Origin of the sequence: Luteibacter sp. 9133 (assembly GCF_000800155.1) — a bacterium.
Classification (GTDB): Bacteria; Pseudomonadota; Gammaproteobacteria; order Xanthomonadales; family Rhodanobacteraceae; genus Luteibacter; species Luteibacter mycovicinus.
This window is the reverse complement of the sequence record NZ_JUHO01000001.1, coordinates 4,126,896-4,149,916: the sequence shown is the minus strand read 5'-3', so window position 1 is coordinate 4,149,916 and position 23,021 is coordinate 4,126,896. Positions and strand designations below refer to the sequence as shown.

The 23,021-nt window shown below is 67.1% G+C and carries 20 protein-coding genes; 12 read left to right on the top strand and 8 right to left on the bottom strand.

Features of this window, described 5'->3' with window-relative positions; all coding sequences use genetic code 11:
• Positions 1 to 37 precede the first annotated feature (37 nt).
• The 5 genes from FA87_RS18135 to FA87_RS18115 all read left to right on the top strand — a co-directional run bounded on the left by FA87_RS18135 (position 38) and on the right by FA87_RS18115 (position 7,475).
• Positions 38 to 1,963 carry an LTA synthase family protein gene (locus tag FA87_RS18135; RefSeq protein WP_043696516.1) on the top strand — a complete coding sequence of 642 codons (1,926 nt, stop codon included), beginning with the start codon at positions 38 to 40 and terminating at the stop codon, positions 1,961 to 1,963.
• A 178-nt stretch (positions 1,964 to 2,141) separates the two neighbouring features.
• Complete coding sequence (locus tag FA87_RS18130) at positions 2,142 to 2,549, top strand: GntR family transcriptional regulator (protein WP_036109366.1); 408 nt, start codon at positions 2,142 to 2,144, stop codon at positions 2,547 to 2,549.
• Positions 2,549 to 3,484, top strand: coding sequence for an ABC transporter ATP-binding protein (locus FA87_RS18125; RefSeq protein WP_239709133.1), 936 nt, complete (start codon positions 2,549 to 2,551; stop codon positions 3,482 to 3,484). The genes FA87_RS18130 and FA87_RS18125 overlap by 1 nt, the downstream gene beginning before the upstream one ends.
• Before the next feature lie 29 nt (positions 3,485 to 3,513).
• Entirely contained in the window at positions 3,514 to 5,355 is a 1,842-nt protein-coding gene (locus tag FA87_RS18120) for a hypothetical protein (protein WP_043696513.1), read from the top strand.
• A 20-nt stretch (positions 5,356 to 5,375) separates the two neighbouring features.
• Positions 5,376 to 7,475, top strand: a complete 2,100-nt coding sequence (locus tag FA87_RS18115) for an LpqB family beta-propeller domain-containing protein (RefSeq protein ID WP_081996645.1) — start codon at positions 5,376 to 5,378, stop codon at positions 7,473 to 7,475.
• A 38-nt stretch (positions 7,476 to 7,513) separates the two neighbouring features.
• On the opposite strand, the gene FA87_RS18110 is transcribed toward FA87_RS18115, so the two are convergent.
• From FA87_RS18110 to FA87_RS18090, 5 genes are all read right to left on the bottom strand, one after another.
• Positions 7,514 to 9,751: a response regulator gene (locus FA87_RS18110; RefSeq protein WP_043696507.1), complete on the bottom strand. Its 2,238-nt coding sequence runs from the start codon at positions 9,749 to 9,751 to the stop codon at positions 7,514 to 7,516.
• A 79-nt stretch (positions 9,752 to 9,830) separates the two neighbouring features.
• Positions 9,831 to 10,700, bottom strand: a complete 870-nt coding sequence (locus FA87_RS18105) for a cobalamin-binding protein (protein WP_043696503.1) — start codon at positions 10,698 to 10,700, stop codon at positions 9,831 to 9,833.
• A complete protein-coding gene (locus tag FA87_RS18100) occupies positions 10,697 to 11,485 on the bottom strand; it encodes an ABC transporter ATP-binding protein (RefSeq protein WP_052191433.1) in 789 nt (262 codons plus the stop codon). The genes FA87_RS18105 and FA87_RS18100 overlap by 4 nt, the downstream gene beginning before the upstream one ends.
• Positions 11,482 to 12,492: an iron ABC transporter permease gene (locus FA87_RS18095; protein WP_036109382.1), complete on the bottom strand. Its 1,011-nt coding sequence runs from the start codon at positions 12,490 to 12,492 to the stop codon at positions 11,482 to 11,484. Before FA87_RS18095 ends, FA87_RS18100 begins: the two co-directional genes overlap by 4 nt.
• A gap of 131 nt (positions 12,493 to 12,623) precedes the next feature.
• Complete coding sequence (locus FA87_RS18090) at positions 12,624 to 13,094, bottom strand: hypothetical protein (RefSeq protein ID WP_156128591.1); 471 nt, start codon at positions 13,092 to 13,094, stop codon at positions 12,624 to 12,626.
• Between the two features lie 147 nt (positions 13,095 to 13,241).
• Here FA87_RS18090 and mgrA point away from each other — a divergent pair, with 147 nt between their 5' ends.
• Positions 13,242 to 14,273 carry an L-glyceraldehyde 3-phosphate reductase gene (gene mgrA / locus FA87_RS18085; RefSeq protein WP_043696499.1) on the top strand — a complete coding sequence of 344 codons (1,032 nt, stop codon included), beginning with the start codon at positions 13,242 to 13,244 and terminating at the stop codon, positions 14,271 to 14,273.
• A gap of 174 nt (positions 14,274 to 14,447) precedes the next feature.
• Here mgrA and trxC read toward each other — a convergent pair whose 3' ends face one another.
• From trxC to FA87_RS18075, 3 genes are all read right to left on the bottom strand, one after another.
• On the bottom strand, positions 14,448 to 14,894 hold the full coding sequence (gene trxC, locus FA87_RS18080; protein WP_036109388.1) for a thioredoxin TrxC: 447 nt from the start codon (positions 14,892 to 14,894) through the stop codon (positions 14,448 to 14,450).
• 68 nt (positions 14,895 to 14,962) lie between these two features.
• Complete coding sequence (locus FA87_RS20880) at positions 14,963 to 15,310, bottom strand: hypothetical protein (protein WP_156128590.1); 348 nt, start codon at positions 15,308 to 15,310, stop codon at positions 14,963 to 14,965.
• A 205-nt stretch (positions 15,311 to 15,515) separates the two neighbouring features.
• On the bottom strand, positions 15,516 to 17,258 hold the full coding sequence (locus FA87_RS18075) for an alpha-glucosidase (protein ID WP_043696497.1): 1,743 nt from the start codon (positions 17,256 to 17,258) through the stop codon (positions 15,516 to 15,518).
• A 146-nt stretch (positions 17,259 to 17,404) separates the two neighbouring features.
• Between FA87_RS18075 and FA87_RS18070 the strand changes: the two genes are divergently transcribed.
• The 6 genes from FA87_RS18070 to FA87_RS18045 are packed head-to-tail and all read left to right on the top strand — an operon-like array spanning position 17,405 to position 22,889.
• On the top strand, positions 17,405 to 18,100 hold the full coding sequence (locus FA87_RS18070) for a DUF3348 domain-containing protein (RefSeq protein ID WP_052191432.1): 696 nt from the start codon (positions 17,405 to 17,407) through the stop codon (positions 18,098 to 18,100).
• 10 nt (positions 18,101 to 18,110) lie between these two features.
• Entirely contained in the window at positions 18,111 to 20,207 is a 2,097-nt protein-coding gene (locus FA87_RS18065) for a DUF802 domain-containing protein (RefSeq protein WP_043696495.1), read from the top strand.
• A complete protein-coding gene (locus tag FA87_RS18060; RefSeq protein WP_043696493.1) occupies positions 20,204 to 20,848 on the top strand; it encodes an OmpA family protein in 645 nt (214 codons plus the stop codon). The genes FA87_RS18065 and FA87_RS18060 overlap by 4 nt, the downstream gene beginning before the upstream one ends.
• Complete coding sequence (locus FA87_RS18055) at positions 20,845 to 21,396, top strand: DUF2894 domain-containing protein (RefSeq protein WP_043696491.1); 552 nt, start codon at positions 20,845 to 20,847, stop codon at positions 21,394 to 21,396. Before FA87_RS18060 ends, FA87_RS18055 begins: the two co-directional genes overlap by 4 nt.
• 48 nt (positions 21,397 to 21,444) lie before the next feature.
• Positions 21,445 to 21,939 carry a DUF2127 domain-containing protein gene (locus FA87_RS18050; protein WP_052191529.1) on the top strand — a complete coding sequence of 165 codons (495 nt, stop codon included), beginning with the start codon at positions 21,445 to 21,447 and terminating at the stop codon, positions 21,937 to 21,939.
• A gap of 5 nt (positions 21,940 to 21,944) precedes the next feature.
• The gene (locus FA87_RS18045; RefSeq protein WP_036109407.1) at positions 21,945 to 22,889 is read left to right on the top strand and encodes an AraC family transcriptional regulator; all 945 of its coding nucleotides are present in this window, start codon (positions 21,945 to 21,947) and stop codon (positions 22,887 to 22,889) included.
• Positions 22,890 to 23,021: the final 132 nt, after the last annotated feature.

Here is a 23,021-nt window from a genome sequence, read left to right as displayed (position 1 = left end):
CGTGGCGGCCCGCCACGCCCCGGTCCGGACTTCCATCGTGCGCAAGCTTACCTGGCGTTTCATCGTCGCCGTCCTCGTCTTCCTGACGCTTTCGCGCGTCGGCCTGTCCGTCTGGCAGTGGACCCGCGTCCACGATGCGGGCGGCCTCTGGCCGATCCTGCTCGGTGGCTGGCGCATCGACCTCTCGCTGCTGGCCATGGTGGTTGCGCTTCCCGCGCTGTTCTCGCCGTGGCTGGGCCACCGCCGCTGGCCCACCCGGATCGCGGCGTGGTGGTTGCGCTTCTGGTGGCTGCTCTACGTGCTGCTCGAAGTATCGACGCCGCAGTTCATCGCCGAATACGACACGCGTCCGAACCGTCTCTACTTCGAATACCTGACCAGCCCCCGAGAAGTCGCCTCCATGCTGTGGCAGGGCTACAAGCTCTCGGTCGGCGCGGGCCTCATCGTCTTCGCGCTGATCGCCTGGCTGGGTTTCCGTCTGCTGCCGACCCGCCAGCCGGATCGTGCGCCGCTACGCGGCTGGTTGCGCCCGGTGGTTACGGTGCTGGCCTTCGCCGTGCTGTTCCTGGCCGGCCGCGGCACGTTGCAGCATCGTCCGCTGAATGCCTCGCAGGTCGCCTTCACCAACGACGCGATGGTCAACACGCTGCCGCTGAACTCGCTCTACAACGTGCTCAACGCCGCGCTGGCGCTGGGTAACGAGCGGTCGGCCTCCGCCGTCTACGGCAAGATGCCGGAAGACGAAATGAACCGCATCGTGCGCCAGACCGCCGGTTTCGACGGCGCGCCGATCGACCCGCAATACCCGAGCCTGCATCGGCAGGAGCCGACGCGTCAGGGTGACAAACCGCTCAACCTCGTGATCATCCTCGAGGAGAGCCTGGGTGCGCAGTTCGTCGGCAGCCTCGGCGGCGCCGGTTACACCCCTGAGCTGGACAAGCTCTCCAATGAAGGCTGGTGGCTCGAGCGCACGTACGCCACGGGCACGCGCAGCGCGCGTGGCCTCGAGGCGACGACCACGGGTTTCCTGCCGACCCCTGCCGAGGCCGTCCTGAAGCTTCCGCGCAGCCAGCGCGACTTCTTCACCCTGGGTGCGCTGCTCGACACGTTCGGTTACCACACGCGCTTCCTCTACGGCGGCGAAGCTCACTTCGACAACATGCGCTCGTTCTTCTACGGCAACGGCTTCAATGAAGTCGTCGACCGTGCGACTTTCAAGACCAGTCCGCAGTTCGTGGGTTCGTGGGGCGCGTCGGACGAGGACATGTTCAACGAACTGCATCGGCGTCTGCTCGACGACGGTGACAAGTCCACGTTGACCGTCGCATTCTCCGTGTCCAATCACACGCCGTGGGAGTACCCGGCCGGCCGTATCAAGGCCGAAGGCGATCCGGCAAGCAACGCCAACGCGGTGCGCTACGCGGACTGGTCGATCGGCCGTTTCTTCGAGCGTGCGAAGCAGTCGCCGTACTGGAATCACACGGTGTTCCTGATCGTTGCCGATCACGACGCACGCGTGTTCGGCGCGAGCCTGGTGCCGGTGCGTCACTTCCACATTCCGGCACTGATCCTCGGCGCGGGCGTGCCGGTGAAGAAGGACGATCACATCGTCAGCCAGGTCGACCTCGCGCCGACGCTGCTCTCGCTGATCGGCATTCGCAGCGAGCATCCGATGCTCGGCGCGGACCTGACCCAGCGCTATCCGGACCGCGCGATCATGCAGTACGGCGACAACTACGGTTATCTCAAGGGCGACCAACTGATCGTTCTGCGCCCGAATCAGGCGCCGACGCAGTACCACTACCTGCTCGATCACGAGTATTCCGCCAATGGCGAAAAGCTCGACCCCGTCGCGGTGGATCCGTCACTGGAAAAGACCGCGCTGGCGCATGCGTTGTGGCCGAGCTGGGCGTACAGCAAGCAGCGCTACCGCCTGCCGCCGAAAGCCGATACCGGGAAATAACCGGCTAAGCGGCTTATAGGCCATGCGGGGGCCGCCGATGCGGCGATAGCCAGTACGTCACGTGCTGGTTATTGCCGCCGACGCAGCGCCTCAGGACGATTGGCCGGCATACGGACCTGTTGACGGGACAGGCGCGTTTTTGCTGTACTACATGCACTAGTACACATGGTGCACTCCGATGGCTCGTACCCAGGCCCTTCCCATCCAGATCGCCACGGGCGATTCCCGTCCGATCGGCAAGCAGATCGTCGACGCCGTGCGCTTACGCATCGCCACGGGAGAACTGCAGCCCGGGGCGCAGTTGCCGAGCGTGCGCGGTCTGGCCCAGCAGCTGACCGTCAACCCGAACACGGTGGCCAAAGCCTATGCCGAACTGACGGCGGAAGGCTGGCTGGAGTCGCGACAAGGCCTCGGCCTCTACGTCGCGCCACCTCGCCAGCGGCTGAGCGAGGACGAGCGCGACCGGCGCATGGACGAAGCGATCCAGACTTTCGTGCATGAAGTGGCGGCGCTGGACTATCCGCCTGAGCGCGCCATGGGCCGCCTGGACAAGGCGCTGGCCGTGCTGACCCGGAAGTCGGCCTGATGTATTTCCAGGGCAGCGACATGCATCGCGCGAACGACTACGTCGTCGAAACACGGGCGCTGAGCAAGCGTTACGGTGGCAAGGTCGCCATCGACCAGCTCGATCTCGCCATCGCGCCGGGCAGTATCCACGCCATCGTCGGTGCGAACGGCGCGGGCAAGTCCACGCTGTTCCGCATCCTGCTCGGCTTCCTGCCGGCCACCTCGGGCGATGCGTGGATCCTCGGTCGCGACTGTCGCGACCTGCGCCCGGAAGACCGGCAGCGGATCGGCTTCGTCAACGAGGAGCACACCCTGCCCGGATGGATGACCGTAGCTGCCGTCACCGCGATGCAGCGGCGCCAGTACGCGGCCTGGAGCCAGCCGGCGTTCGACGAGGTCATCGGCCATTATCACGTACGCCCCACGCAGAAGGTCTCGCAGCTGTCGCGCGGCGAGCGGGCCGGATTCAATCTCGCGCTGAGTCTGGCCCAGCGTCCGGCGTTGCTCGTGCTCGACGAGCCCACCCTGGGTCTCGACGTGGTGGCCAAACGCGCGTTTCTGGAAACGCTGCTGCATTCCAACGCGGTCGAGGGCTGCACGGTGATCTACTGCTCGCACCAGATGGAGGAGATCGAGCGCGTGGCCGACAACCTCATCATCATGGAGCGCGGCGCGCTGAGGAATGTCTCGCCTCCCGACGAGTTCCGCGCACGTGTCGCGCACTGGGTGGCCGACATCCCGTTCCGCAGGCCCGACCCGCGGGTCGTTCCCGGGTTGCTCGACGCGCAGCGCATCGACGGCATCGAGCATTACCTCGTGCTCGACCAGGGCGACGGCTTCGCCGATTTTCTGCGCGCCAGCGGCGCACGCGATATCCATCGCCTGCCGGTCAGCCTCGACCGCGCGGTGAACGGCTTCCTCTCCAAACACCACGCCGTGCCGACCGCGGCGTGACCGCCACGCGTCGCACAGGGAGAACGATCATGCGCGACCTGTTCAAGGCCGAATGGCTGCGTTACCGCCTTTGGGTACTGCTTTACGCCACCGCTCATCTGCTCGCCCTGGCATTCTTCATGCGTCTGGTCGATATGGGCCAGCAGCCGATCCACGTCTTTCGCATCATCGGCGCCTGCTACGTGCTTACCGGCATCCTGCTCGGGCTGCATCAGTACGGCACATGGCGGCGGCCCAATCAGTGGCTGAACCTGCTGCACCGCCCGCTCGCGCCCCGTCGTATCGCCGCCGCGCTGATCGGGGCGGGACTCGCGGCGATCGCCTGCGCTGTCGTGCTGCCGGTCCTCATCGCACTGGCATGGCAGGCACGCGGCACGGGCCACGTGGTGGACCTGCGTCACCTGATCGTACCGGCCGCTGCCGGGTTGGTCGGTTGCGCCGGCTACTTCGCCGGCGCGTACGGCGTGCTCGCGGACAGGCGCTATTCGTCGTGCGCGCTGGTCTTCCTGTTCTGGCTGTTCGTCGCGCAGGCCAGCGGCCCGCTGCTGCTCGCGGTCCAGGGTCTGGCCTGCGTCTGGTTGCTGGCGCTTCTGCTGGTCGCGTTCCGACCGGATCTTGGCGCGGCGCCGCGCTCGCTGCCGGCCATCGTCCTGACCGCCGTTCCCGTGCAGATCGCCGCCTACCTGTTGCTGAATCTGCTGGGCTTCATGGGCGAGCTCGCGTGGATCATGCAAGGCACCCACCCGGTGAACATGGCGACGCCCCCACACGGAGGCTTCGTCGAAACCGAACGCATGACCGGCCGCGAACGCATGCTGGCTGGCCTGCAAGACGCGGGTAACGGACAGGCGCCGATCTGGCGTGAGCAAGTGTCGCTGTCCGACGTGCACGAGATCGAGCGGCAGCTGCCGGATGTCACGCCGTGGCAGGAGATGAGCAACACCGTGCCGACCGCGTTCGATGACGTCGACATGCGCATTCGCTGGACTTTCAGCCACGACCGCATGCGTTTCGAAGGCATGCGGCTCACGGATGGCCGGCGCGCGGGCGAACTCGGTGTGGGTGCCGGCAACGCGGCGTTCCCCGCCATCGCGACACCTGCCGGCATCCTGCCCGGCATAGGTAAGGGCGATGTGGCACTGATAGCCGGGCAGACGTTGTATCAGTACGTCGCGAACGTGGGACGCATCGTGCCGCGTCTGGTCGTCGGTAAAGGCGAGCGGCTGCTCGGTACGCAGCCGGTGGGCGGAAGCCTGGTGATCCTCAGCGACCGTGCGCTCTATGTGTTCGACGGAAGGCATCTGCTCGACGCGCCGGTCCCGCCGGCGGCGCGACAACGCGTGGCGATACCGGGACTGCCCGGCGACCAGACGCGCGCCGAGATGGTCGAGCTGGTCGACGGCTATCTGGTCTCGTTCACCTTCAGCCGCCGTCCTTTCGACATGCTCGGAGCGCCGCCGTACCAGACGGTGCTGTGGGTCGACGATCAGGGCGACGTGGTTCCGGTGGCGACACGCGCGCTGGATCCGGATTTCCCCGTGTTCTATCGGTATCGCAGCTGGTGGTTCTCGCCGGTCCTCTACACCTTGCGCGATCGGGCGACCGGCCTGTTCGCCACGCCGTCGCCGTATCGCGAGTACGCGACGCCTCCCGTGCCCGCATCGATGCGCTGGCTCGCCGCGGTGTTGTCGCTCTTCGCGGCGTCGATCGGGGCGTGGGTCGCATGGCGTCGCAGCCTGTCCCTCGGCAGTCGCCTGGCCTGGACGGCGACCTGTGCGCTGGTCGGGCTGCCCGCGGTCGCCAGTCTGGCGTTGATCGTGCCGCGCGCCGAGCGCGCGGTTCGCCCGTTGGCGACTCCCGCCACCGTCTGATCCGTTACTAGGAGACCGTAATGAATTCGTGCCGGCTATGGTTCGGGGCGCTCATGGCGCTCGCCCTCGCGATGCCCGCGCTGGCGGGTGACGGCGCCTTCGCCGACGCGCTGCGACGCGAGCGCTCGCGACCGGCGTCGCCTCGCTTCGAGCGGGCGGCGTTTCTGGTTCGGCCGTCCGTAACGGCGGTGTCCCTCTCCCCGGACGGCCGGCAAATGGCGTGGCTGCGCGGACCGGAGGACGGACGCTCGCTGTGGCTGGCCCCGACCGACGCCGGCGAGGCGCGCCAGGTCCTGGCCGGCAGCGACGCGACGGATCTGCTCTGGTCGCACGACGGGCGCTGGCTGCTGCTGGTGTCGCCTCGACATCTCTTCGCGCTGGCCACGGCGGGGCAGGCGGGAACGCGCACCCTCATCGAACTCGGCGGCCCGGGCGGGCGTGAGGTGATGGAGGTGGACGCAACCTCGCCCGCCGCGGTCATCGTTCGCGAGCGCGTCCTGGACGCCGACGGTGCGCCCGGTGGCTGGCGCCTCTCCCGCGTGCGGGTCGATGGTCAGCAGGAGCGGCTGGCCGACGCGGTGGGCAGGATCACGGGCTTTGCATTAGCGGACGATGGCCGCCTCGGCTGGCTGCAGCAGGTCGATGGCGCCGGTGTCGACACGTTGCGCATCGATCGCGACGGACACCGGGAGCGCGTGCTCCGGTGCGATGCGATGTGGCGTTGCGCCCTGTGGCCGGTGCTGGACGCCGATGCGCGTGCCCTTTTCATGAGCGACATCGGCGGCAGCCTCTGTCGCCTGCAGCGACTCGAGCCGGACGGTTCGATGCGGCCGCTTGCCGGCGACCCCGCACAGGTGGCCGATGTCGACGAGGCGACCGCGGATCCTGCCACCGGGCGCCCGACGATCCTCGCGTATCGCGGCATCGCATGGGCGGCGCAGGGGCTCGATCCCGCGACGCAGGCGCGCGTCGACCGGATCCGCGCACGGTTTCCGGGCAAGGCGCTGCGCTTCCAGCCGGGCGCGCATCGCTGGCTCGTCGTCGAGCGGGGTGGAGCGCAGCAGGATGCGCGGTACCACCTCTTCGATCCCGCGCACGACCGCTTTACCGAAGTGCTCACGACGCCACCGCTGCGTGGCCGCGACGGCGGCGTGGCGTCATGGCTGCCCGATGCGTCGATGGCGACGCAGCTGCCGTTCGACTGGACGGCGTCGGACGGGATGCGCCTGCATGGTTTCGTCCGCGTGCCGCCCGGGGCCGACCCGGCCACATTGCCACTGGTCGCCCTGGTCCATGGCGGTCCGTGGGGCAATGTCGCCGCCGACGAATTCGGCACGGGGGTCTCGCAGTTTCTGGTGAATCGTGGCTATGCGGTGTTCGAGCCCAACTTTCGCGGGTCCACCGGTTTCGGCCGCGACTATATGCTCGCCGCGCAGGGCGACTTCGGTAACGGGCGCGTGCAACGCGACATCGTCGAGGGCGTGCGCGCACTGCTCGCTGCGGGTGTCGGTGATCCACGCCGGGTGGGTATCGTCGGCGCGTCGTTCGGTGGTTATTCGGCGTTGCTCGGCGTGACGTGGCAGCCCGAACTGTTCCGGGTGGGTGTGGCGCTCGTGCCGCCATCGGACTTTGCCTGGGACATCGCCTGGATCACGCGTTCGACGGAGGCCAACTCGCTCTCGTCGCCGCTGCCGTTCGAACTCTGGATGACGCAGGTTGGCCTGGGTGACAGGGGCACGCTGCAACGCATGCACGACGAGTCGCCGCTGGCCAACGCGACGCGTATGCGACGCCCTCTGACGATCATCGCCGGCGGCGACGATCAGCGCGTGGCCTTGCGCGGTGTACTCGGATATGCGGCGCAGCTGAAACACCTGGATCGTGACGTGACATTGCTGGTCGATCCGGCCGCGGGACACAGCAACGAGCGGCCACTGGCACGGGAAGCAAGCCTGTACCTCATCGCCGATGCCCTGCACCGCCATCTCGGCGGCATGGCCGAAACACCGCCGGACCCTGCCATGCGCGACTATCTCGCGGCCAATCTGCGACTCTCCGGCGATGCCCTTACCACGGCGTCATCCGCCAGCCCCGCGACATCGCCTGCAGACGCGCGCTGAAGGCGAATTCAGAGGAGAGACCGGTGTCCCGCCGTCGATCAGGCCTGCGCGCGCTTCAGGGCGCGCGCCAGAATCTCGGTGAGCGCACCCTGCGAGAAGGGTTTGGCCAGACGCGGGATGTCGACGTGCGCGCCGCCGGCGAGGTCGGCGTAGCCGGTGACCATCACCACCGGCAGTGAGGGATCGAGCTCGCGGACACGCTGGGCCAGCTGCGCGCCGGTCATCTGCGGCATCGCGTGGTCGGTGAGGACGAGATCCACCGGGGTGCGCTCGAGCAGGCTGAGCGCCTCGGCGCCTGAGCGCGCGGTGACCACTCGGTAACCCAGCTCCTGGAGCATCTCGGCCGTGGTCGCCCGGACCAGGTCGTCGTCGTCGACGGCGAGAATGCAGGGCGAGTCCTCCCGCATGGGATTCGCAGGCACGAGGACCGGCGTCTCCGTGACCGGGGCCGGATCGTCACCCGCGTCGGCGTCCGTCGCGGGCAGCCAGAACTCGGCGGTCGTGCCCACGTCGGGACGGCTGGTAAGGAAGAGAGAGCCGCCCAACTGCTCGGCGAGCCCGTGGACCATCGACAGGCCGAGGCCGGTCCCCTTGCCGACGCCCTTGGTGGTGAAGAACGGCTCGGTGGCCCGCTTCAGCGTCGCGTCGTCCATGCCCGCGCCCGTATCGCTCAGCGACAGGCGCACATAGCGACCAGCGACGAGCGGACCATGCGCGTGGTTCACGTCCACGCCGTCGATGTGGATGGCCATGGTGCCCACACCGTCCATCGCGTCGCGCGCGTTCACGGCGAGGTTGAGCAGGGCGGATTCGATCTGGTTGGCATCGCCCTCGATCGTCGCCGGTTCCGGGCCGAAGCGGGTTTCGATGACGATCGTCGGACCGAGCGAACGCTGCATCAGCTCGGTCATGCCCTCGACCAGCACGCGCAGGTCGATGCGTTCGGCTTTCAGATCCTGCCGGCGGGCGAAGGCGAGCATGCGCCGGGTCAGCACCGCTCCACGCTCCGCGCCCGAGCGCGCGGTGTCCACGAGCCGCAACAGTTGCGGTTCCTCCGGCAGGCGCTCACGCAGCAGTTCGAGGCTGCCCTGGATGACCATCAACAGGTTGTTGAAGTCGTGCGCGATGCCGCCGGTGAGGTTGCCCAGCGCCTCCATTTTCTGCGCCTGCATGAGCGCCTCCTCGGCCTGCATCAGCGCGGCCGTGCGTTCTTGGACCTTGGCCTCGAGCGCTTCACGGAAACGGCGGTCGCTCTCGCGTACGGCGGCCTCCGCACGCACGCGTTCGATATGCGACCACGACCGTTCGACCACTTCGGAGAGCAGCGCGAGGTCATCCGGTTGCCAGTCGCGGGCTTCGCGGTCGTGGACCGCCATCAGCGCGGTGAGCCGGCCACCGCGGATCAGCGGCATGCAGATGGTGGCGCTGGCCCCGAGTTGCTGGAACGCTTCGGACTCCTCGGGCGGCAGTTCAGCCCGGTTGTCACGGATGATGTACGGCTTGCCCGCGGACAGGCTGGTCACCGCGAGGCGGCCGAAGTCCGTCAGCTTGTAGCGACCGACGATGCTGGGAGAGCCCGGGGCGCACCAGTCGCCGCGGATGGTGAAACCGTTCTCGTCCTCGTCCATGTCGGCGTAGGCGCAGATGGACACGCCCAGATGCCTGGCGAGCATGCGCGTCGTCGTCGCGAGCAGCTGGTCGGCATCGGTGTATTTGGCGGTGGATTCGCGCAAGGTGTCGAGGAAGCGCAGGCGCGCCTCGTTGCCGCGGATGGACTGCTCGGCGCGGACCCGTTCGGTGGTCTCCACCACGATGGCGATGACCCCGCCCGGGCTGCCGCTTTCGTCGACGACCGGCGAGTAGTCGAGGTTCATCCAGACCGGCTCGGGCAGGCCGCGCCGGATCAGCGTCAGTTGCTGATCCTTGTACGCGAGCGTGCCGCCGGCAAGGCCGACGCGCATCACGTTGTCGTTGAAATCGGCGATCTCGTCCCAGCCCTTGCGCACTTCGGAGCCTAGCAGCTGTGGATGGCGCCCTCCCGCAAACACGGAATAGGCGTCGTTGTAGATCATGTAGCCCTTCTCGCCCCACAGCAGCACGATGGGCACGGGGGAAAGCAGCAGCAGGCCGGTGGTCGTGCGCAGGCTCTGCGGCCATCCCTCCAGCGGCCCGAGGTCGGTGGTCGCCCAATCGAACGCACGGATGAGCGCGCCGGTCTCGCCGCCGCCGTCGAGCCAGGAAAGATCGGGATTGTGACCGGCCGGAGCGCCTGGCATGGGGCGTATTTCCATCAGCGTTTCGTGTCGTCCCGAGTCTAGGCAGGCAAATGTGACGACGACCGCAATGGTGGGACCGTCAGTGAGCCGCCCGTTTCCGTGCTTCGTCGATGACCCGGCACAACTCGGCGACGCCCGGCAGGATCGATGGCGAGGGCAGGGCCAGGGTAGGCGCGTCGAGAGGCACGACGTTGCCGTGTCGCACGGCGGCGAGAAAGCCGGTCTTGCGCCACTCCGCCAGCGATGCGCCGGCGTCGCCGCCGCCGAGAATCATGTCAGGGTCGCGCGCCAGGACGGCCTCGCGCGTGACCGTCGGCGCGGCCTGGGTCAGGTCGGCGAAGACATTGACGCCCCCGCAGAGCGTGATCGCGTCGTCGATGATCTGGGCGTGGCCGATCGTCATCAGCGGCCGGTCCCAGATCTGGTAGAAAACCTTGAGCCGCGGCTTGCCCGCGTAAGCCGCACGAAGCCTGCCCAGTTCGGCCTCGAACGCGGCGGCGTCGCGGTCGGCCACCGCCTCGGTACCGGCCAGCCTGCCGAAGCGTCGGGTGGCCGCGGCCACGTCCGCCAGGCGCGTGGTCTCGGCGTAGAACACGGGCACACCCAGGCGCGACAGCTTTTCGACTTGCGCGGCAGGCGTGCCGCTTCGCCACACGACGATCACGTCCGGCTTCAGTCCCACGATGCGCTCGAGGTCGAGCATGGTCGCGTCGCCGATGATCGCGATGTGCTTCGCGTCGGCGGGATGGTCGCTGTAGCGTGTGGTACCGACGACGTAAGGCCCCGCACCGGCCGCGAACAGCGCATCGGTGATGCTCGGCGCGAGGCTGACGATGCGCTGCGCCGGCGCCGGCAGGGTGACCGTGCGCCCTGCGTCATCGGTCACCGTCACCGAAGCGGAGGCGGGGAGTGCGATCAGCATGGCGAGCAGGGCGAGCGGACGGATCATCGGGAGACACCGTTGAGGCGTTCGGCGCGGAAGAACAGCTCGTCGCCCAGCGTGACGCCGTGGATGGGATGACGGAACGCGGCCGAGAGATGCCCGCTCGTGATCACGTCGTTCGTTCGGCCGGCCAGAGCGCCGCCCTTGCCATCCATGAGCACCGCATGCGTCGCATGCTGGAAGGCCAGGTTGATGTCGTGCACGGTGTAGATCACCGACTTGCCGTGGTCCGTGGCGACGCGCATCAGCTCGTGCAGCGTCTTCATCTGGTGGTGCAGGTCGAGCGACGTTAGTGGTTCGTCGAGCAGCAGCAGGTCGACATCCTGCGCGAAGAGCGTGGCGATGTTCACGCGCTGGCGTTCGCCACCGGACAGCGTGGTGACGTCGCGGCCGGCCAGTTCAGTCAGCTCGAAGGTTTCCAGTGCCCGCCGCGCCGCGTCGTCCCCTTCGTCGCCCCACGCCCAGAACGACAGGCGGGGATGCGTCGCGGAGACCACGGCATCCAGGACCGACAACGAAAACGCGTCGACCACCGACTGGGGAAGGAAGCCGCGGCGTCGGGCGAGGTCGAGCGGACGGTAGTTGGCGATGTCGTGCCCGCCGAGCAGGACCCGGCCGCCGTCCGCCGCGCGTAAGCCGGCCAGCGTACGCAGCAGCGTGGACTTGCCCGCGCCGTTGGGGCCCAGCACGCACCACACCTGGCCCGGTACCACGCTCATGTCGAGCGCGCGCACCAGTTCTCTTCCGCGCACGGTCAGACTGAGGGATTCGGTGGTCAGGCGGGTCGTCATCGCCGGTGCACCAGCAGGAACATGAAGGTCGGCACGCCGATCACCGCCATCACCGCGCCGACGGGGAGCTGGATCGGGTCCGCGACCACGCGGGCCAGCGTATCCGCGACCGTGACGACGATGCCGCCACCCAGCGCGCACGCCGGAATCAGCACGCGCTGATCGTTGCCGACCAGCCGTCGTAACGCGTGCGGGACCACCAGTCCGACGAAGCCGACCGTGCCGGCCGTGGTCACGGCGATCGCGGTGGCGACCGAGGCGATGACGAAGATCGCGGCTTTCACGACCGGTGGCCGCACGCCGAGCGCGCTGGCCGACTCTTCGCCGCGCATCAGCAGGTTCAGCTGGCGGCCCAGCGGCGCGACCAGCAGCACGCACGCGAGCAGGGCGAGCACGGGCAGCGACCAGTTCGCCACGCCGCTCAGATCGCCCATCATCCAGAACAGCATGCCGCGCAGGTTCTTGTCCGGCGCCAGCACCAGCATCATGCTGACGATGGCTCCCAGCCCCGCGGCGAGCATGACGCCGATCAGGATGAGGTCGGTGGAATCGTCGCGATGCGCGGCGCGCTGGCGCGACAGCAGATCGCGGTGAGCGAGGACGAACACCGCGACGCAGGCGAACAACGCACCCCCGGCGGCACCGGCGGCGACGGCCAACGCACCCGCGCCGGCAAGCATGGCGCCCAGGGCGCCCACTGCGGCGCCACCGGACAGCCCGAGGGTATAGGGGTCGGCCAGCGGGTTCCGCACCAGGATCTGCATCAGGCAGCCGGACAGCGCGAGCAGCCCGCCGACGCCGTACGCCGCGACGCTGCGCGGCACGCGCAACTCCCAGACGATCGCGTGCATCGGTGTATCGGCGGCGCTGAAGAGGGCCTGCCACGACGCGGCGATGGTCGAGTCGGTCCCGCCCAGGAGGAGTGAGGCGGCCAGCACCAGCACCGAAGCGAGCAGCATGCCCGACCATAGTCGGACAGCCGAGGCGAAGGTGGCCGTGCGCGGCATCCGCGTTGTCTTGCCTGTGCTTGGCACCTTGACCGGCTCCCGGGGCAGCCCCGCAGGATAAAGGATTCGCCGGCCTTCCACAGGCACTCGCCGCGCAGGCGCAACGAGGCGGGAGCCCACCTGCCGTCGATTCAAGCCGACCGCGAGTCCTCGTCGCCACCGTTCGGATCCCTCGGCGCACCGAGCATGAAATCCCGCGTCGGCTGGCCCAGGGTCACCCAGAGGTTGAGCGCGATCATCATGCAGCCGCGGAACACCGTCGCGGCGAGTCGTATCTGAACGGAAGGGGTGTCGAAGGGTCCGGGCCCGAAGAGCAGCGCGGCGTTCTGCCAGATCAGCATGCCGAAGAAGATCAGCGCGGCGGCGAGCATGGCGTACTGGGCGCGGGGAACGCGGGCCAGGGTCAACACCGGGCCGATCACGAGGAACAGGCCCGAGCCGCAAGCGACGAGCCAGGTTTCCCAGCCGGGTCGCAGCGAGTCGGGCACCGTCGAGGCATAGGCCAGCAGGAAGACGCCCGCGATGGCCACGATGCCCGTCATGATGTCGAGCACGCCAACGACCCACAGTCGCGTCGGCCGGCCGGTATTCGTTCCACTCATCGAGAACATCTCCTTTTCGCGTCCAGCGGTGAATCTACACGGCGTCACTCCGGGAAGACAGCCCGGCTGGCAGCGTCAACGGACAAGCCTTCGGCGGGCCGATTTCGCTTAGCATTCCCTCTTTCAGATATCGAACCGGAGACTCACGTGTCTTATCAGGCCGCCGCGGACCGCTACGACAACCTCATGCCCTATCGCCGCTGCGGACGCAGCGGTATCGACTTGCCGGCGATCTCGCTTGGCCTCTGGCAGAACTTCGGCGGAGCCGACGTCTTCGAAACCGGCCGGGCCATCCTGCGTCGCGCCTTCGACCGCGGCGTCACGCACTTCGACCTCGCGAACAACTACGGCCCCCCGTATGGCTCGGCGGAGGAGAACTTCGGCCGCGTGATGGCGAGCGACTTCGCGCCGTACCGCGACGAGCTGATCATCTCGTCCAAAGCCGGGTGGGACATGTGGCCGGGCCCGTACGGCGGCATCGGCGGCAGCCGCAAGTACCTCATCGCCAGCTGCGACCAGTCGCTCAAGCGTATGGGTCTGGAGTACGTCGACATCTTCTACTCGCACCGTGTCGACCCAACCACGCCGCTGGAAGAGACCATGGGCGCGCTCGCGCATCTGCATCGTCAGGGCAAGGCGTTGTACATCGGTATTTCCAGCTACTCGCCGGAACTCACGCGCAAGGCCGCGGCCATCCTCGCCGAAGAGCGCGTGCCGCTCTTCATCCATCAGCCGAACTATTCGATGTTCAATCGCTGGATCGAAGACGGCCTGCTCGACACGCTGGAAGACCTGGGCACCGGTTGCATCGCCTTCTCGCCGCTGGCGCAGGGCCTGCTGACATCGAAGTACCTCAAGGGCATCCCTGCGGACGCACGCGTTACGCGCGAAGGTTCACTCGGCAAGGAACAGCTCAGCGAGCAAAACCTCGAGCGCATCCGCGCTCTGAACGCCATCGCCGAAAGCCGTGGCCAGACCCTGGCCCAGATGGCCATTGCCTGGACCCTGCGCGACCCGCGCGTCACTTCCTCGCTGATCGGGGCCCGCACGGTCGAACAGCTCGACAACTCACTGGACGCCGTGAAGCGCCTCGATTTCACCGCCGCCGAACTGACGGAAATCGATCGCTACGCCAGCGACGGCGGCACGGACCTCTGGAAAGAATCGGCCGAGCTCTGATCCACCTCGATCTCTCAAAATCGCGGGGCGACGCTGTCGGTAGGAGCCAGCCCTGCTGGCGAAAAGCCAACAAAGCGGAGAAGCCGACCCCCATCCGTCGCAGCGTATAGCGCCCTTAAATTTTAATAAGGCAAACCCTTATTAAACTTTAAGGGCCTAAGCTTTAATAACTACCTACCCTCCGGACAACTTCGCCTCCGCCCATGCCACGATTTGCGCGCTACCCACAGCCCCCGACTGCCGCGCCACCTCGCGCCCGCCGGTAAACAGAATCATCGTCGGGATACTCCGGATGCCATAGCGCGCACTGAGATCGGGGTTTGCATCGGAGTCCACCTTCGCCAGACGAAACCTCGGCTCCAGCGTTTTCGCCGCCGATTCGAAATGCGGCGCCATCGACAGGCAGGGCCCACACCAGGTAGCCCAGAAGTCGACCAGCAAGGGCAGTTCACTGCGCTGCACGTGCTTGTCGAACGTTGACGTGGTCAGAACCGCGGGCTTGCCGGTAAACAACGCCTGGTGACAATGGCCGCAGTTCGGCGCGGCGCCGAGGCGCTCCCGTGCCACGCGGTTCATCGTTCCACAGTGGGGGCAGGCGAGAAGGATAGGTGAGTCGGTCATGGCATCGTCCGTATGGCAGGTGGCCCATGCTCAAGCTTAGCCGGTCATGATCTGCGGTCTTGTATCTGCTAGAGCCACGTCCACGCTGCTAGTCCCAGCAACGGCACGGAGACGAGCAGCGCGACTAATCCCAGGCAACCGCCCTGCGATTCGCTACGGCGGCTCGAAAGCGGCCGCCGCTTGCCGATGCCCGGGGGCTGCGTCTTAAGCCATTTGAGATGGCAGGGGCGGCAAAAGAATCGCGATTTCCCATCTCGCAGCGCGCCGATGGTTCTTGCATTGTGCGGGGTGATCGTGCCGCACCGATGGCAGGTAAAGGTTTGCGCGGCGAATGGCCGTCGACGTGCGCGTTTTCGCGTGATCAGGAAAAGGAGCAGCCATCCGACCACAATCGCGCTGATGACTTCGTTCGTCATTTCATTTTCCTCCGCCGCCCCCAGGCCGGGGGCGACTCCGCCCCGGTCTAATTTACAATCTCGCCCCATGACCCATCAAAAGGATTGCCGATATGGATCATCGATATAGAAAGAAGATCGAGAGGTTCTGGCAGCGTCAGGAGAAGCGTGTCAGGCGGCACATGGACTCTATCGACATCCTATGTCGTTTGCCGAACCGAGATGATCAATCCGGTGTGACAATCCAGGCCGAGTAAGCGGGAAGTGACGCCCCGTCCAGCGTTTCCAGCCCACGCAGGGAAACCTCACTTGCCGCAAGCGTCCTGACCTTGCCCTGCATCAGCCGCTTCGGCACCAATTGCGCCGAACCACTGAAGTTGAGCATCACCAGCACCGGATGTTCTCCCTCGCGTCGATAGATCAGGACGTTCGGATCGCGGGTATCCAGAAATGTCATCGCGCCATCGCGCAATGCCGGGTTGTCCCGTCGAAGCGCGATCAGCTGACGATGCCAGTTGAGCAACGACTCGGGTTGCTTCCACTCATCCTCGACGTTGACCGTTGCGTGGTTGGGATTCACCGGCAGCCACGTTCTGGGGTTCGTCGAAAAGCCGGCCTGCGGCCCCGGCGTCCACTGCATTGGCGTGCGCTCACCGTCACGCCCCTTGTCCTTCGGCCAGCCGGTGACGCCGACCGGATCGCGCACGTCTTCGACCCGCGTGGGTGTCGCGGTGGTCATGCCGATGGGAGCGCCGTAGTAGGTGAGGGCGACAGCGCGGGACGTCAGCAGCGCCGCCGCGACGACCTTCGCGCGCTCCACGTCATGGGTACCATCGCCAAACCGATCGATCGAACGTGGATTGTCGTGGTTATCGACAACGAGCAACGGTTGCCCGTGAACCTGTTGGGACTCCTGAAGGCGCGTCCGGAACCATGTGGCGTCGAAGCTTGCCTGCCAGCCGAAGCCCAGCTGCAGGTTCATCGGCAACTGGAGTTGCGGGGCTTCCGCCGTGCCATACCACTCGTCCAGCAGCTTGATGTTGGGCTCGTAGGTTTCGCCGATCAGCACGCGTTGGCCCGGATAGCTGTCGACCAGTGCACGCAGGCGTCTCATGACGCCATGGACCTCGGGCAGTTTGTCACTGTAGAGGTAGTTGAGGTTCGGCTCGCCCTGCGCATTCGTACCCGGGCGTTCGGGATCGTTACGCAGCTTCGTATCCTCGAACAACACGGAGATGGCATCGAGCCGGAAGCCGTCCACGCCGCGATCCAGCCAGAAGCGTATCGCGCCGAACATGGCTTTCTCCACGTCGGGATTGCGCCAGTTGAGATCCGGCTGCTGGATGTAGAAGCGGTGGTAATAGAACTGCTGGCGCGCCGGCACCCACTGCCATGCTGAGCCGCCGAACATCGACTCCCAGTTGTTGGGCGGCGCCTTGCCGTCATGGATGTTGCGCCGCTGCACGGCGGAGAGGTGCGCGGTGTCGGCAGGGATGCCGTCGTTCCACACGTACCAGTCCGACTTCGGGTTATTACGTGAACTGGCGGATTCGACGAACCACGCGTGGTGATCGGACGTGTGGTTCATCACCATGTCGAGGATCACATGGATGTGGCGTTGCTTCGCGGCCTGTTGCAGGCGATCGAAGTCGGCCATCGTGCCGTATTGCGGGTCGATGGCCTGGTAGTCGGAGATGTCGTAGCCGAAATCCGCCTGCGGCGACGGGTACATGGGCGCGATCCAGATCGCGTCCACTCCGAGCTTCTCCAGGTCATCCAGATGGGCATTGATTCCGTTGAGGTCGCCGACACCGTCGCCGTTGCTGTCACCGAAGCTGCGGGGGTAGATCTCATAGACGAGCGCGTGCTTCCACCACGGTGCCGTCGTATCCGCCGCCGTCGCATCCAGTGCCGCCCAGAAGAGACAAAGCGAGCCAGCGACACCCGCGAGCCGGCGAAAGATACCCATTGGCCACATCCCCTGACTGGAAGACCGCCGATAGTAACGCAGGGCTCCCGTGGCCAGATGCCGACGGACGCGCAAGCCGGGTGGCGGCTTGCTCAGGGCCGGTCTGGCCTGTCGATCGATACGGGGCGTTGCCATTCGCGTGTAAAATGGGCGTTTTTTCGCCAGCAGAACCCGTGCAAGCACACCAGCGGACCAGCGTCCGTGGACCCACGTTCATCCGCCTGTTGTCGCGTCTCACCGACGTTGATACGGGTCGCCCGAACGCCGCGTTGCCGGACCGGTTGAGCCAGTGGCTCGACTGGACCCATGCGCTTGCCTTGTCGGCGGCGCTGGACGGGAAGGTGGAAGCGATCGCCGCGGAGGTGTCGCACCCCGTCGACGACGAAGCGGCCGAGTGCGCCCGGGTCAGGCAAACGCTGGTCCAGGCCATCACCGGAGCCCGTGAGCTCGTCGCCCGGGGTATCGTCGCGGGCACGACGCCCGACTTCGCGCCGCTTCGGCAGCGCTACACCACGCTCCAGAGGTCCATGCAGTCCCACACCGGGCACCTGCGTGGGCGTTTGCGGGACATTCTGGCGGCCTCATCGGATGAGATGGCCCGCCTCGCGGAAGTCGACGCCGTCATGGAGCTCGCGCTGAGCGGTCGCGAGCAGTCGCTGATGGGCAACGTGCCCGCCCTGCTCGCCCATCACTTCGACCGGCTGCGCCAGGCGGCCCGCCCCGACGATGCCGGGGCATGGCTGGATGCCTTCCGCAAGGACATGCAGGCCGTGCTGCTGGCCGAACTCGATGTTCGTTTCCAACCGGTCGAGGCGCTGCTCGCCGCGCTCCGTACCCGATAACTGAGAAATCATGTTCAGAAACTTTCTTCATCTCGCCGTGTTCCTCGTGGGCCTCGTGGCCGTCATCTGGATCGGTGCGGGCTATGTGGGCTCCAACCCGCTTGGCGCGGCGGTCGCGCTGCTGATCGCCGCGTGTTACCTCGCCGGCGCTCTCGAGCTGTATCGATACCATCAGGCGACCGCCACGCTCCGTCAGGCCGTGGGCGAACTCGAGGTGGCCCCGTCCGGTCTGGCCGGCTGGCTGGATCGCCTGCATCCGAGCCTGCGCAACGCCGTGCGCCTGCGTGTCGAAGGCGAGCGCGTGGCGCTGCCGACACCGGCGCTTACGCCGTATCTCGTCGGTCTGCTGGTGCTGCTCGGCATGCTGGGTACGCTGCTCGGCATGATGGCGACGTTGCGCGGTACGGGGCTGGCGCTGGAAAGCGCGACCGACCTGCAGGCCATCCGCAGCTCGCTCGCCGCGCCCGTGAAAGGCCTGGGCTTCGCGTTCGGTACGTCGATCGCCGGTGTCGCGACGTCGGCGATGCTCGGCCTGCTCTCGGCGCTGGTACGCCGCGAGCGCCTGCACGCCGTACAGGCTCTGGATGCGAAAGCCGCCACGACACTGCGCGTCTTTTCGCGGGCGCATCAGCGCGACGAGTCGTTCCGGCTGCTCCAGCAGCAGACGGAAGCCATGCCGGCGTTGATGGATCGCCTGCAGGCGATGATGACCGCCATGGAAACGCACAACGTGGCCGCGAGCGAGCGTCAGCTCGCCAGCCAGGAAGCCTTCCACGCCGCCACCGCGACGATCTACACGCGCCTCGCCGGCTCCGTCGAGCAGTCGCTGAAGGACAGTGTCACCGAGAGCGCACGCGCCGCGAGCGCGGCCTTTCAGCCGGTCATGGAGTCGACGATGGCCGGCCTTGCCCGCGAGACAGCCGCCTTGCACGACACGGTGACCCGTGCGGTGCAGCAGCAGCTGGAAGGCCTGTCGGCGGGCTTCCAGCTGAGTACGTCGAATGTGGCCGCCTTGTGGAACGACGCTCTGGTCCGGCAGCAGGCGTCCAACGACGCGATGGCGGCGGATCTGCGCGCCTCACTGGACGGGTTCGTCGACGGTTTCGGCAAGCGCTCGTCGGATCTGGTCGATGCCGTCGCGACCCGTCTCGACGCATCGGCATCGGCCACATCGGCCGCATGGAAAGACGCCCTGTCGCGACAGGAGGCGGCCAACGAAGCACTGGTCACACGCCATCAGGACGCGCTCGCCTCCGCGGCGACCACCTTCGACGACCAGGCCGGGTCGCTCGTACGCACCGTCGCTCAGTCGCACGCCGATCTGCAGTCCACCCTCGCCGCGCGTGACGAGGAACGTCTCGCCGCCTGGACCGCGTCGCTCGCCGCCATGACCGAATCGCTGAGTGCGCAGTGGATACGGACGGCCGAGCAGGCCGCCGCCCGCGAGCAGGCGATCTGCGACGCGCTGGAGCGCACGGCGACGGATGTCTCGGCACGCACCCAGGCGCACGCGGGCGAAACCATCGCGGAGATTTCGCGACTGGTCGACGCCGCATCGGAAGCGCCGCGCGTCGCCGCCGAGGTCGTCGCCGAACTGCGTCAGAAACTTTCCGACAGTATGGTCCGCGACACGTCCATGCTCGAAGAACGCAGCCGTCTGCTGGCGACGCTCGAGACCCTGCTCGACGCCGTCAATCATGCGTCCACCGAGCAGCGCACCGCCGTCGACGCACTGGTCACCACATCGGCCGATCTGCTCGAGCGTGTCAGTACGCGCTTCAGCGACCACGTGGAGGCGGAGACCGGCAAACTCGGCAGCGTCGCGGCACAACTCACCGGCAGCGCCATCGAGGTGGCAAGTCTGGGTGAGGCATTCGGTGCCGCCGTGCAGCTGTTCGGTCAGTCCAACGAAGCGCTGATGGAGCGCCTGCAACTCATCGCTGGCGCCCTCGATACGTCGCTTGCGCGCAGTGACGAGCAGCTGGCCTATTACGTGGCGCAGGCGCGGGAAGTGGTCGACCTCAGCGTGCTGTCGCAGAAGCAGATCATCGAAGAGATGCAGCATGTTGCGAGCCAGCGTCTGTCCAGCGGAGCGGGCAACGCATGAGCGACGACTTCGAGCTCGAAGGCGAAGCCGGTACACCGATCTGGGCCGCGTTCGGCGACCTGATGTCGGTCCTGCTCGGTGCCTTCGTGCTGATCCTCGTCGGTGTGATCGGCATGCAGCTGCAGCTCACCAGCAAGCTGGACGAAGCGGTGAAGCAGAAGCAGGCCGAAGAGCAACGCCGTGTCAGCCTCGAGCAGGCGCTGGCCGCGCCGCTCGCGGCCGGACGTGTGACGCTGGTGGACGGGCGCATCGGCATCCGCGGCAGTGTGCTCTTCGCTCTCAATTCCGATCAGCTGCAACCGGAAGGCCTCGAGGTGCTGAAGAGCCTTGCCGGGCCACTCACCGGCTATCTCAAGACCCGCGACGAGGTGCTGATGGTGAGCGGTTTCACCGACGATCAGCCGGTCCGCGACGGCAACCGGCATTTCGCCGATAACTGGGAGCTTTCCGCCCAGCGCTCGCTGACCGTGACGCGGGCCCTGATCGCGGATGGCGTGCCGCCCTCGTCGGTCTTCGCCGCGGCGTTCGGCTCGGAGCAGCCGGTCAGCGCCAACTCCAGCGACGAGGGCAGGGCGAAAAATCGCCGCGTCGAGATCGCACCGATGCCCAGGCCGTCGGCGCCGGCAGCGGCGACCCCGTGAGCGCTTCGTCGACCCACACGCTACGCCGCCACCTCATCGAGGCGATGGAGCGGCGAGGCGCCGGACAGGAAGGCGAGTTGCGCCAGATCCTCGACCGGCGGCTCGCGCTGTTGCGTGCCGCGGACGTCGGGCGCGTGGACGGCGACCGGCCCGGTGTCGGCCCGACGGCCGTCCGCGGCCCGCTTGGCGAGCTGGTCGACGCGCTGGCCGCCGGCGATCGCGAGCCGCCCCCTGAGCGCGCGGCATACCCCGAGCTGCCTTCCCTCGACGCCTTTCGCCGCATATGGTCCCGGGTTCGCACCGAGAGCCAGTTGCGCCAGTCGATGGCTCCGGTCCCCGAAAACGCCGGGCCGCTCAACTCCTCGGCACTGGTCCATCGCGCCATCGCGCTGATGCGCGAGTCGTCGCCCGGTTACCTCCAGCACTTCCTCGCCTATGTCGACGACCTGTCGTGGATGGAGCGCGTCGGAGACGGTGTGGCGGGCCCCACGGGCTCGCTCCAGCCGGCCACCATCGGCAAGCGCGCCCGGAAGAAACCTCGCAAATAGTTGAGGCGGATTCATTACTTCGTCGCCACGGCGCTCTATAGTTCGCCGATGACTTCCGACACCAAGCACCCTGCCGGCCTGCGCATCATCGCCGTCTACAAGGCGGTCAAGACGGTCGGCCTGATCCTCATCGCCAGCGCCGCGTTCCATCTGGACCGCGAAGACAGTTTCAGGCAGTTGGTGCAGTGGCTCGAGCACCTGCAACTCACCGATAGCAATGACCTGCGCTGGAGTCTGGTGCATCTGCTCCAGCAGATGGGGCCGGCCAAGGTCGAGGCCGTCGGCATCGTCGCGCTGATCTATGCCGCCATCTTCGCCACCGAAGGCATCGGCCTGTGGATGCGCAAGCACTGGGCCGAGTGGTTCACGGTGATCGCCACCGGTTCGCTCGTACCGGTGGAGATCTACGAGTGCATCGTTCGCTTCGGCTGGCTGAAGGTCGCGATTCTCGTCGCCAATGTCCTGATCGTGGTCTACCTTGTCCGGCTGGCGCTTCGGCCCCGCGGCGGCGTCGCGGTTACGCCGGCGGCGCAGGCAGGGTAATCCCGGTGGCCGTGTGGACGCCTTACCGCGACACGGAAGTCAGCTTCGACGCGCCGGAGTCGCTGGACCGCGCCAATCTCATCGAGGCGCGCGCCGTGGCCGGGCGCGCCATCGGGCACTACCGTGCGACGCTGGTGCGGCCATCCATGCAGTATTTCGACTGCGACCTGCACTTCATCGACCCGCTGCGCATCGACAAGGTCCTGCCGGACAGCATCTCCATCGTGCAGGTCATGGCCGGACGCTGGCGTCACCGCGTCGATCGCGAGATGTTCGACCAGTACACGCCGGAGGCGCTGTCCTTACTCAGCCTCAGCGAGCCGGCGGAGGTCGTGGACACACTGCCTGGCGGCAGCCACGTGCGACTGGGTGGCCTGCGTATCTCGGGCGCCTTCCTGCGCGACCAGATCGAGGAGGGCGACCGCACGCTGGCGCCGCTGCTGGCGTTGCAGAAACATCATCTTCGCTTCGAGCGGGTACGCGACAGCAAGGCCATCGCTTCACTGTTCGAGCGCCTCTACCACTCGCCCTATACCGGCGCGTTGCAGCGGCTGCACAGGGAGAGCCTCAGTCTCGGCATTCTCGTCGAGCTGGCCGTGCAGCTGGGCGCCTCGCGTCAGGGGGCGACGCGCACGCTGAGGGCCCATCGCGACCTCGCCCATGAAGCCCGGCGCTTGCTGGACGACAACCTCGCCCGTCCGCCCGCTGTCGACGAACTCGCCCGTGACCTCGGCGTCGGCGAAACGACGCTCAGACGTATCTTCCGGCGGGAGTTCGGTTGCTCGATGCTGCAGCACGTGAGAGACCGACGTCTCGAAGTCGCGCGGCAGATGTTGCGGCAGGGCAAATGGCAGGTGAGCCAGATCGCCTACCGGGTCGGCTATTCCAACCCGGCCAATTTTGCCAACGCCTTCAAGGCGCGGTTCGGGCATCCGCCGGGATCGGAATAGCATCCCGGCGTATCCCTGCGCGCGTCGCGCATCCCTGCGCCTCCTTGCGCGCGTGCCTGCATCCGCTGCGTCCCTGTCGCCTCCCTGCGCGTTCCTGCGCATCCCTGTTCCCCCTTCTCGTCCCTTCGCATC